Below are 10,703 nucleotides of genomic sequence, written 5' to 3'. Positions count from 1 at the left end.
GCTCTCTACTCGATTTGAGAAAGGATAATGGAAATGTCAGAAAAAGCAATGACTGAGTGTGTTGTATGCACAAAGGAAATTGAGGTATTGGACGAATTTAACGGTAATTATACGGGTCATAAAGTGATTATGACTAGAGCAACAGATAAATTTGTGTCATTGGCCGATCGAGCTGCTCACGCTAACCGCGAATAGTATTCGTTTAATTTAATGGCATTTCCTAAACTCATATTATCAATATCTGATTTTTTAGTTGTAAATCTTCCGAGCGTCGTTTGTGCTATACCAGTATCCTTTGAGATTTTGTAATTTGACAAACCCGAATCGAACAGTAGTTTACTTATGTTTTCTTTAATATTCATCATCCGTCATCTCCTTAATTGCCTTTTCTAATCGTTTCTTTTTGTTTTTAAGAACCCACAACCGAATAACTAGAGGTATAGATATAACCCATGCAGCGATAATTAAAATTAATAATATATCCATAATTTTTGTGGTATACTTAGAGAAAGAAGAGAAAGGAGTTAATCTCCTCTCCTCTTTCTTTTCAGTTCTTGCCTTAACTTTTTGATTTCTAACTTCGTCTTTTGGTTAACTAGCTATAATTGATGGATTGTTAGAATTGAAACGGTTAAGGCTATTATTTTGCCTAAGTCTTCCACTTATTCATCTCCTTTTTAACTTTCATTATACTACCGTTAAAGGTATTGGTTAATAGGTAAATGAAAAGTTTTTAATTGTGAATATGAATAGGGCTTAACCGCCCCCAACATATATAATACTTTTTAAGATAAAGTATAAATGTCAACTTAATTTTTTACCCCCATTTGTACATTGTTAGAGTATTATTTATAAAGGGGTTTTCTTTTGCAAATAAACAGGCCATTACCAACAAAGGTAACAGCCTTTTCCCCTAACATATATCCGTCCCAAAACAGTCCCAAATTTAGCCCCAAATTGATACATTTTAATACATTTCATTGCATTTATCATAAAAATAAAAAGCCCTTAAAACACCGTAATAACAATGTTTCAAGGGCTTTATATGTTGCTTGTTGTACTCCGTTAAAATTAACGTGAGTAGAATTCAACGATTAATGCTTCGTTAATTTCTGCTGGTAATTCAGAACGTTCAGGTAAACGAGTGTACGTACCTTCTAATTTGTCTGCATCAAATGTTAAATACTCTGGAACGAAAGTGTTTAATTCTAGAGATTCTTTGATGATGTCTAAGTTACGTGCTTTTTCACGTAAACCGATTGTTTGACCTGGTTTCACACGGTATGAAGGGATATCTACACGACGTCCATCAATTGTAATGTGACCGTGGTTTACTAATTGACGTGCTTGACGACGAGTACGAGCAAAACCTAAACGGTAAACTAAGTTGTCTAAACGTGATTCTAAAAGAACCATGAAGTTTTCACCGTGAATACCTTTCATTTTCCCAGCTTCGTCAAATAAAGTACGGTATTGACGTTCGTTTAATCCATACATGAAACGTAATTTTTGCTTTTCTTGTAATTGTAAACCGTATTCTGAGATTTTTTTACGTTGTGTTCCGTGTTGACCTGGTGCGAAAGGACGTTTGCTTAACTCCTTACCAGTTCCTGTTAATGAAATACCGTAACGACGGGATTTCTTCCATAATGATCCTGTAAAACGTGCCATTTAAACATGACTCCTTTAATTTTATTATTGCATAAAATAAGGAAACGTGAACGAGATCTTGTCCATTTTGTTTTCATGTATCTTCGCCCCAGCAGCCGAGAGTTACGCAATACACCTCTTAATTAGAGGAACAAAATGCATCCAAGCATCTGTGCACATAAGCTACCTAATTATTTTACACAAAGGATATTATAGTATGAATCCGTATAAATGTCAAACCGATATAAACAAAATAAACGGACATATAATAAAACATGAAAACCGCTGTGACAATATCATGATTACCAGTGTTAAAAAGGAGAATGAGAAGAAAAAAATATACATGCATATTTCCATCTTATTTTTTGTGTTTTTTTAGCCATAATGGAACAAAACATGTTATTATATATGGAAGAGGATACAGATTAATGAAGATATATTTTTATAAAGAAAAGAGAAGTTTATTTTATACATATATCCTTCTATAAAAAATGATTAGGAGGTACATCATGGAAATTATTATTGCAATCATTTTAGCTATTATTGTACTTATTATAATTGGATTAATGCTTCGTAAAAAAGTGTATGACAAAGTTGATTTATATGAAAAGTGGAAATTAGATATTATGGGACGAAATGTGGCCGAGGAACTTTCTAAAATTAAACAATTAACTTTAGAAGGGGAAACGAAAAAACAGTTTGAGCAATGGAAAAAAGATTGGGACACCATTTTAACAGATGATTTATCGAAAATCGAAGGAATGTTGTATGAAACGGAACAAGCAGCAGATAAATACCGTATTAAAAAAGCGAACGAACAATTCGCTAAAATGGACGCATTTTTACAAGCAATCGAAGAAAAAATTGAAAATATTTTAAAACAACTAGACCAATTGTTACAAACAGAAGAAAAAACACGTGAAGAAATCGAAGAGCTTGAACCAGTTTTACATACATATAAAAAACAATTGACGCAAAATCATTATCAATATGAAAAAGCTGTAAAACGCTTTGAAGCAATGGTACAACAATTAGAAGAAGAGTTTGAACAGTATCATGCCGAAGTGAGTGAAGGAAATTATGGAAAAGCAGCTACAGTGAAAGATGACATAAAAGTACATTTAACTGTATTACAAACAGAAATGGATCAATATCCTGAAGTGTATAAACAGTGTAAAACTGAACTACCTTCGCAATTAGACGAATTATACCGTGGTATCGAAGAAATGAAAGCGGATGGGTATCATCTAGAACATTTAAAATTAGACAAAGAAATTCAAGCTTATCAAGCGCGTCTTATCGATCTAGTCGCCGAATTAGAAAAGGAAAGTGTAGAAAAGGTTACACCGACAATGAACGAGATAGAAGAGCGTATCCAAGAGATGTATGACCAATTAGAGCAAGAAGCATTAGCAAAAAATTATGTCATTAGTAAAATGCCGAATTATGAAAAAGCAGTAACTTCTTTTGATACAATGTTTGAGGAAACGAAGGAAGAAGTAGAAACATTAAAACAAGCGTACTATTTTGAAGAGGATGATTTAGAAAATTACCGTAACTTAGAAAAGAAAACAGAACAGTTGAAAGAGAAATTAACGATGTTTCAAAAACAACTGGAAGAAAACAGTGCAGCACATTCGAATGTACGCACAGAGTTAGAGAATGCGTTCGAACAATTAACACAAATGGAAGCAGATCATGAAACATTTAAAGCATACATTCAAACATTGCGTAAAGATGAAATGGAAGCAAAAGAGAAATTACAAGAAATGACGGATGCTATTTTCAAAACAAATCGTACATTAAAGGCGAGTAATTTACCTGGCATTCCAACGTATATTTGGAATTTATTGGAAGATGCAACACATAAAAACGATCGAGTACTCGTCGCATTAGAAAATGAACCATTAGATATGGTCGAGGTAAAAAATGTATTAAATGAAGCGAAAGATGCGGTTGAAAATGTTGTAGAACATACAAATATTATGTTAGAGCAAGCTGATTTAACGGAAAAGGTCATTCAATATGCAAATCGTTATCGCAGTAAATCGGTACAATTAGCCGATGTGTTGGAAGAAGCAGAAAATTTATTTCATCATGCAAAATATGAAGAAGCATTAGAAGTTGCGGCGAAAGGAATTGAAGCAGTAGAACCTGGTGCATTAAAGAAAATAGAAAAAATTCAAGAACAAACAGTATGACAAATAGAGGTTTGGACAACGTAAAGGATGAATGGTACGTGACAGATTTACATCATTCTATGGACGTTGGCCTAACCTCGTTTTATTGCTTTTAGCATTTGATTAAGTATAGGAAGTGTTGAAATGATTTATTTAGATAATAGTGCAACAACAAAACCAGATGCCTCTGTATTACAAAGTTTTATTCAAGTGAATGAAAAGTATTACGGAAATCCTTCTTCCATTCATAAAATGGGAGGAGAAGTAGAGAAATTACAAACGAAGGCACGTGAACAAGCAGCTCAATTACTCGGTGTACATCCGTCAGAAATAATTTTCACTTCAGGTGGTACAGAAGGAAATAATATGGCGATTAAAGGGATTGCTTTACAACATCAACAACGTGGAAAACATATTATTACCTCTAGTATTGAACACCCTGCAGTATATGATGCATGTCTATCGCTGGAAAAATTAGGGTTTACGGTAACGATTATACCTGTGAATGAACATGGAGTAGTAGAGGTAGAAGCATTAAAAGCTGCCATTACAGACGAAACGATTTTAGTATCCATTATGCACGTAAACAACGAGATTGGGGCGATTCAACCGATCGAAGAAATAGGCGAAATAGTACGTAAGCATAAAAAAATATTTTTTCATGTTGATGCCGTGCAAGCATTGGGAAAAGTACCCGTTCTGATAAAACGTGCGAATGTAGATCTATGTACTTTTTCTGGGCATAAAATAAACGGTTTAAAAGGGACTGGTTTATTATACGTTCGAGATGGTGTCACACTTTTTCCATTGTTTCACGGTGGAGGGCAAGAACATGCACTTCGTTCCGGAACGGAGAATGTGGCAGGAAATGTTGCGTTCGTTCGAGCATTGCGTCTTATTTTAGAATGTGAGGCAAAAGAGGGAGAACATTTGCGTCATATACAACAACAATTATTAGATGGTTTAGCTGAAATAAAACATATTTATGTTAATTCAACAGTAGAAGGTGCACCACATATTGTTCATTTTTCGGTGCCAGGCATAAAGCCAGAAGTATTGATCCATGCATTATATGAAAAAGGGATTATTTTATCCACAAAATCAGCTTGTTCCTCGAAACAAGATGATAAAAGTCGTGTATTAGAAGCTTGTGGAAAGAGCAACGAGATTGCGACTTCAGGCATTCGGGTAAGTACAAGTTATCATACGACAGAAGCGGAAATTAAACAGTTTTTATCTGTATTACGTTCGACAGTTACACAATTAAAAGGGATATTGGGGTAGATAATAATGGAATATGATCACATTTTAATCCGGTACGGTGAATTGGCGTTAAAAGGTAAAAATATGAAGCAATTTATCGTTCGTTTGCAACAAAATATACGAGAAGCATTAGAGGAATATGAACAAGTAAAAGTAAAACGTTCCTTAGGGCGTTTATTTGTAGAACTTCATGGAGCAGATCCAACGCCGATTATAGAGAAATTACAAAAAGTGTTCGGGATTTATAGTTTAAGTTTAGCGATAAAAGTTAATAATGAAGAAGAGGCAATTAAAGAAGCAGCATTACATGCATTATTAAGTAGTAAAGATGCAAAAACATTTAAAGTTGCCGTGCGACGTGCGAATAAAAATTTCCCGATTCGTTCGCAAGAGATGAATCAAATTTTAGGGGGACATTTACTACGCCATAGTGAAGGGTATACGGTAAATGTACATGAACCAGATGTCGAAGTTCGTGTTGAAATTCGTGAAAAAGCAACATACATTACTTCTACCGTTGTAAAAGGTGCTGGTGGATTACCAGTCGGATCAAGTGGCAAATCGTTATTACTTTTATCTGGTGGAATCGATTCACCTGTCGCGGGATATTTAATGATGAAACGTGGCCTTGAAATCGAAGCGGTTCATTTTCATTCTCCGCCATTTACAAGTGAACGTGCGAAACAAAAAGTGTTAGATCTTGCCAAAATTTTAACCGAATATGGTGGTTCGATTAAAGTGCATTTAGTGCCATTTACGGAATTACAGCAAGAAATTTTTAAACAGATGCCTGAGCGTTATGGTATGACGGTGATGCGTCGTATTATGCTCCAAATCAGTGAAAAAATTTGTCAAAACAATAATATTTTAGCAGTAACAACAGGAGAAAGTTTAGGACAAGTGGCAAGTCAAACATTAGCAAGTATGAATACCATTAATGAAGTAACGAATATTCCTGTATTACGTCCACTCGTTGCGATGGATAAAGAAGAAATCATCACATATTCACGAAAAATTGGTACGTACGAATTATCGATTTTACCATATGAAGATTGTTGTACAATATTTGTACCGAAAGCACCAAGTACGAATCCAAAACGTGAAAAAGTATTACAATTAGAAGAAAAAGCAGACTTCACACCATTTATTGATAAAGCAATGGCTGGCATAGAAGTTGTAACAGTGGATGCGAAGGCGATGGAAGAAGATGATTTTTCGGATTTATTATAATTAGTGACATTTGGATGAATTTCCAATAATTGAAATGTATCAATCCCTCCGTTGGTGAGCAACATAAACATAACCAAGGAGGTGAAGGACATGCCAAGCAGAAACAATTCGAATCAATTAGTCGTGCCAGGAGCACAACAAGCAATTGACCAAATGAAAACTGAGATTGCGCAGGAATTTGGTGTTCAACTTGGTCCAGATACGACATCAAGAGCAAACGGGTCTGTAGGTGGTGAAATCACTAAACGTCTCGTTCATATGGCGCAACAACAATTAGGTGGAAATCAATCATAACTAAATAAAAAAACGAAGAGGCTAAGATGAAAGGGTAACTTTTATCTTAGTCTCTTTCTAATTATAGAATTCATGTATCTTTCATTATACAGATCGATTCCAAAATCGTTGCATGGCAATGGCTTCCACAAAAGCATTTGCAAAATCTTCTTCATCCGAAGCAAAAATGATCCCTGGTGCATTGGAAGGTACATCCAAAAACGTTTCGGCACCATTTGCGATACCAATTGGTTTGTATTGCTTATACATCGCCGTAAAATAGGCGTTTATTTCCCGTAAGACAATGGGAGTCAGTTCTTCCCCACCAATAATATACAAAGCATCATATAGGACGGGATAGGTCGCCTGGAACAGTTTATTTGTCACCATTTCTACATCGTCTGAACCTTGCACTGTTCCAAGAGAATTTCCGATAAAATCAACGAACACACCATGCTTTTCTAACACTTGGATGGTCTCTGCAACTTCATTTCCAGAAAAACCATCTGCCACTAGAACTGCAACTCGTTGTGTATTCGGAAGATGAGCGGTATTTGCTAAACTTACTGCTGGAGAACTTTCAGAGACATTCACTTGTTGATTCGTTGACTTTTGCACACCGATATGTGCTGCAATAATTGCGGACATTTCTTCATCGACATGTGCAAACATATCGACGACATTTTGTCGGACTTCCTTACTTTTTACATATCCTAAATGAAAAATAAAGGTATCAATGATATTGCTTTTTTCTATAGGTGACATACTATTCCAAAAGAGTCGTGCTTGTGAATAAAAATCATTAAATAAATCACTCGGCATTTCACGTGTTACTTCACCAGTCACTTTTTCTGGATACGTACCATATCCACCTTCTTCTACAGGTGTCACCAGTGGTGTATTGTTTGCTAACATATTTTCTTTATAGTTCACTGAATCTGCATCAATACGATATCGGGAAAAACTATCCCTTTGATTGTAATGGACATCATTGATTGGCCGGTTAATTGGAATATCATTAATATTCCCTGTTCCTAAACGATGATAATCGGTATCGCGATAAGCAAACGTCCTACCTTGTAAGACAGGATCATTCGTGACGTCTATTCCAGGTATAAGCGTACTAGGATCAAACGAGACTTGTTCTTCTTCGGCAAAATGGTTATCAACGAGCCTGTTTAACGTCATTTTTCCAATTATTTCAACAGGAATAATTTCCTCTGGCCAAAACTTCGTATCATCTAATATGTCAAAATCATAATTGAATTGATCCCCTTCCTCAATGCATTGAATGCCTAATTCATATTTAGGATAAGCTCCACGTTCGATTGCCTCATGTAAATCACGACGATGATAATCCGGATCGACCCCGCCAATAATATTTGCTTCATCTAATAAAAGAGAATGGACCCCTAATAATGGTTTCCAAACGAAACGGACAAAAGTAGAAACACCGTCCCTATTGATCAAACGAAAAGTATTAATCGGCCAACCTTCCATCATTCGCCAACTCCTAGGACGACCACGATCGGACATTAACCACATGACAAAATGAGCGATTTCTTCATTTTTACTAATATAATCCCAAGCATTATCATGCGCAACAGTTGCTTGTGGGACATCTGTTTGTGGATTCGGTTTTACGGCATGCACAAAATCGGCGAATTTCATTGCATCTAAAATCGAAAATACAGCAAAAGATAAAGCTAACATGTCATAATTTCCTTCTTCGGTATAAAATTTCGTCGCAAAACCTCGAATATCAATAGCTGTATCTTTAGACCCTTTACTTCCGATAAAATTAGAAAAACGGACAAATACAGGTGTTTTCCTACCTGCTTCTTGTAAAAAATGTGCGGTCGTTAAATTGGATAACGAACGATAACATGTAAATTCACCATAGACACCATCTCCACGTGCATGAACTACTTTTTCTGGGATTCTTTCCCTATTAAAATGAGATTGTTTTCGGTAAAAATGAAAATCTTGTAATAACGTTGGACCACGCTTTCCTGCGCGTAAGGACCAGCGATTATTCGATATGTTTGTTCCAGTATCACTCGTTAATTTTTTCTCATCTCCTGTATTATGATGAGTAAACTTTTTCATTTGCTCATATTTTCGGTTGTTTTTCTCTTTCAATATCTATTCTCCTTTCACATTCATCACTCTATTTGTATGATAAGAACCTAAATAGGTGAATGTAGGAGAAATGATTTCCCTTTTTTTAAAATAAAATAGTGGACAATCTACCATTCGTTATTCATAATGAATATATACATAAAATGAAAGGGTGTATTAAATTGACAACAATTACGTTTAAAGATAATCCTGTCACACTATTAGGGACAGAGGTAATCGTAGGCAATGACGCACCGAATTTCACTGTCTTAAATAATGCTTTAGAGGAAAAAGTATTAGACGATTACAGTGGAAAAGTAAAAATCATTAGTGTGGTTCCTTCATTAGATACTGGTGTATGTCAATTACAAACGAAACGTTTTAATGAAGAAGCAGACAAATTAGACGATGTACAAGTGTTAACAATTAGTATGGATTTACCGTTTGCACAAGCACGTTGGTGTGGTGCAGAAGGAATTAAAAATATAGAAGTGCTTTCCGATCATCGAGAAGCTAGTTTCGGGAAAAAGTATGGGGTACTCATAAAGGAATTAAGACTTTTAGCAAGGGCTATATTTGTGGTAGATGCAAATGATAAAGTCGTTTATGTCGAATATGTACCAGAAGTGACCGATCATCCGAATTATGATGCGGCATTAGAAGCAGCAAGAAACGCTTAAATTTAAAAAATGATCACGAGAATAGCGAGCAATATGTAAAAGGGAATCAAAAATGATTCATCCATTCTCTTTTGCATACAATTGCTCGTTTTTAATTGTGTGAAATACACGGGAAAACACGAAAATAATACACGTGACACAAGAATATAGGCAACTCATACAATTTGTCAGATTTCGATTACTTTTTAGCTAATTTTTGTTAAAATATAAAGTAATTTAGATGTGTTATATAAAAGATGAGTGTCGCCTAATTTATGGGAGGCAGTAAGATGGAAGAAAAAGACGTTGTACAATTATTTGATATTATTGATAAAACAACATCTGTTATACAACAAGAGGAGAATGAAACATATTTAGATAGTTTAACGCGTAGTCTTGAGGCGATGTTTTTTGAAATAACGGATGAACCGTTGGGGGAGAAAGGACAACAAATCGTCGATACGTCGTTAATAGATATAAATGTGGAACAATTGGACAAAACAACGATTAGAAAAGCAATTCAGTTAGCTATTTTAAAAGGCATGAAAGAAGCAACACAACCTCAGCATTTAATGACACCTGAGACAATTGCTATGTTTATCGGCTATTTAGCTGAAAAATTAACGAAGGATATAGATGACATACGTCTATTTGATCCTGTTAGTGGGACAGCGAATTTATTGCTCATCGTTTTAGAGCAATTAAAAAGTAGTACGAAAGCATATGGAAATGAAATTGATCCAACATTACTAAAGTTGGCTTTATTACATGCAAATTTACAGCAAAAAGAGGTTGAGTTTTTCCACCAAGATAGTATGCAACCGTTTTTATTAGATCCAGTTGATCTTGTTGTAGCTGATTTACCTGTAGGATATTATCCAGACGACATTCGTGCAAATGATTTTGAATTGAAAGCTGAAGAAGGGCATAGTTATGCACACCATTTAATTATGGAACAAAGTTTTATGTATACAAAAGAGGGAGGGTACTTAATTTTTATTATTCCGGAATCACTGTTCCAAAGTGAACAAGCAGACAAGTTGCATGCATTTATGAAAAAGCATGCACATATTATCGGATTGTTACAATTGCCTGATACATTATTTAAAGGGAAAGAACAAAAGAAGAGTATTTTTATATTACAGAAAAAAGGTCCAGAAACCGAAGATGTAAAACAGCCACTATTAGCGATGTTACCGTCTTTCCAAGATGGACCGAAGATGGAAAATATGCTTATGCAAATAAACAATTGGTTTGAAGAAAATATGTAGTGTTTTGCCAAAGTAATATCGTTTATTTAGGTATCATTATGAGGAGGAATCTTATT

The 10,703-nt window shown here is 35.0% G+C and carries 9 protein-coding genes; 6 read left to right on the top strand and 3 right to left on the bottom strand.

The genetic code is table 11. From position 1 onward, the window contains the following. Positions 1–176 precede the first annotated feature (176 nt). Complete coding sequence (locus WKT09_RS06785; protein WP_340415314.1) at positions 177–362, bottom strand: hypothetical protein; 186 nt, start codon at positions 360–362, stop codon at positions 177–179. 709 nt (positions 363–1,071) lie between these two features. Continuing rightward, on the bottom strand, positions 1,072–1,671 hold the full coding sequence (gene rpsD / locus WKT09_RS06780) for a 30S ribosomal protein S4 (RefSeq protein WP_340415313.1): 600 nt from the start codon (positions 1,669–1,671) through the stop codon (positions 1,072–1,074). A 488-nt stretch (positions 1,672–2,159) separates the two neighbouring features. Between rpsD and ezrA the strand changes: the two genes are divergently transcribed. The 4 genes from ezrA (at position 2,160) to WKT09_RS06760 (ending at position 6,617) form a co-directional block, all read left to right on the top strand. Further along, on the top strand, positions 2,160–3,851 hold the full coding sequence (gene ezrA, locus WKT09_RS06775) for a septation ring formation regulator EzrA (RefSeq protein WP_340415312.1): 1,692 nt from the start codon (positions 2,160–2,162) through the stop codon (positions 3,849–3,851). Between the two features lie 123 nt (positions 3,852–3,974). Beyond that, positions 3,975–5,114, top strand: a complete 1,140-nt coding sequence (locus WKT09_RS06770; protein WP_340415311.1) for a cysteine desulfurase family protein — start codon at positions 3,975–3,977, stop codon at positions 5,112–5,114. A 6-nt stretch (positions 5,115–5,120) separates the two neighbouring features. After that, the gene (gene thiI, locus WKT09_RS06765) at positions 5,121–6,323 is read left to right on the top strand and encodes a tRNA uracil 4-sulfurtransferase ThiI (protein ID WP_340415310.1); all 1,203 of its coding nucleotides are present in this window, start codon (positions 5,121–5,123) and stop codon (positions 6,321–6,323) included. A 90-nt stretch (positions 6,324–6,413) separates the two neighbouring features. Beyond that, positions 6,414–6,617 (top strand): alpha/beta-type small acid-soluble spore protein, encoded by a 204-nt coding sequence (locus WKT09_RS06760; protein ID WP_336266811.1) that lies wholly within the window; start codon positions 6,414–6,416, stop codon positions 6,615–6,617. 84 nt (positions 6,618–6,701) lie between these two features. On the opposite strand, the gene WKT09_RS06755 is transcribed toward WKT09_RS06760, so the two are convergent. Continuing rightward, the gene (locus WKT09_RS06755) at positions 6,702–8,705 is read right to left on the bottom strand and encodes a catalase (RefSeq protein ID WP_445323995.1); all 2,004 of its coding nucleotides are present in this window, start codon (positions 8,703–8,705) and stop codon (positions 6,702–6,704) included. A 194-nt stretch (positions 8,706–8,899) separates the two neighbouring features. Between WKT09_RS06755 and tpx the strand changes: the two genes are divergently transcribed. Both tpx and WKT09_RS06745 read left to right on the top strand, forming a co-directional pair. Beyond that, entirely contained in the window at positions 8,900–9,397 is a 498-nt protein-coding gene (gene tpx / locus WKT09_RS06750) for a thiol peroxidase (protein ID WP_340415308.1), read from the top strand. A 269-nt stretch (positions 9,398–9,666) separates the two neighbouring features. Next, the gene (locus tag WKT09_RS06745; protein WP_340415307.1) at positions 9,667–10,647 is read left to right on the top strand and encodes a class I SAM-dependent methyltransferase; all 981 of its coding nucleotides are present in this window, start codon (positions 9,667–9,669) and stop codon (positions 10,645–10,647) included. Positions 10,648–10,703: the final 56 nt, after the last annotated feature.

This window comes from Pseudogracilibacillus sp. ICA-222130, from assembly GCF_037892545.1.
In the GTDB taxonomy this organism is placed as follows: Bacteria; Bacillota; Bacilli; order Bacillales; family Amphibacillaceae; genus Pseudogracilibacillus.
This window is presented reverse-complemented; position numbering and strand designations above follow the sequence as displayed.

Bases quoted from the DNA above. Each gene is read 5' to 3' on its own strand.
- WKT09_RS06770 (WP_340415311.1), top strand. From the start codon at position 3,975: ATGATTTATTTAGATAATAGTGCAACAACAAAACCAGATGCCTCTGTA.
- rpsD (WP_340415313.1), bottom strand. From the start codon at position 1,671: ATGGCACGTTTTACAGGATCATTATGGAAGAAATCCCGTCGTTACGGT.
- WKT09_RS06745 (WP_340415307.1), top strand. From the start codon at position 9,667: ATGGAAGAAAAAGACGTTGTACAATTATTTGATATTATTGATAAAACA.
- WKT09_RS06760 (WP_336266811.1), top strand. From the start codon at position 6,414: ATGCCAAGCAGAAACAATTCGAATCAATTAGTCGTGCCAGGAGCACAA.
- ezrA (WP_340415312.1), top strand. From the start codon at position 2,160: ATGGAAATTATTATTGCAATCATTTTAGCTATTATTGTACTTATTATA.
- WKT09_RS06755 (WP_445323995.1), bottom strand. From the start codon at position 8,705: ATGAAAAAGTTTACTCATCATAATACAGGAGATGAGAAAAAATTAACG.
- thiI (WP_340415310.1), top strand. From the start codon at position 5,121: ATGGAATATGATCACATTTTAATCCGGTACGGTGAATTGGCGTTAAAA.
- WKT09_RS06785 (WP_340415314.1), bottom strand. From the start codon at position 362: ATGAATATTAAAGAAAACATAAGTAAACTACTGTTCGATTCGGGTTTG.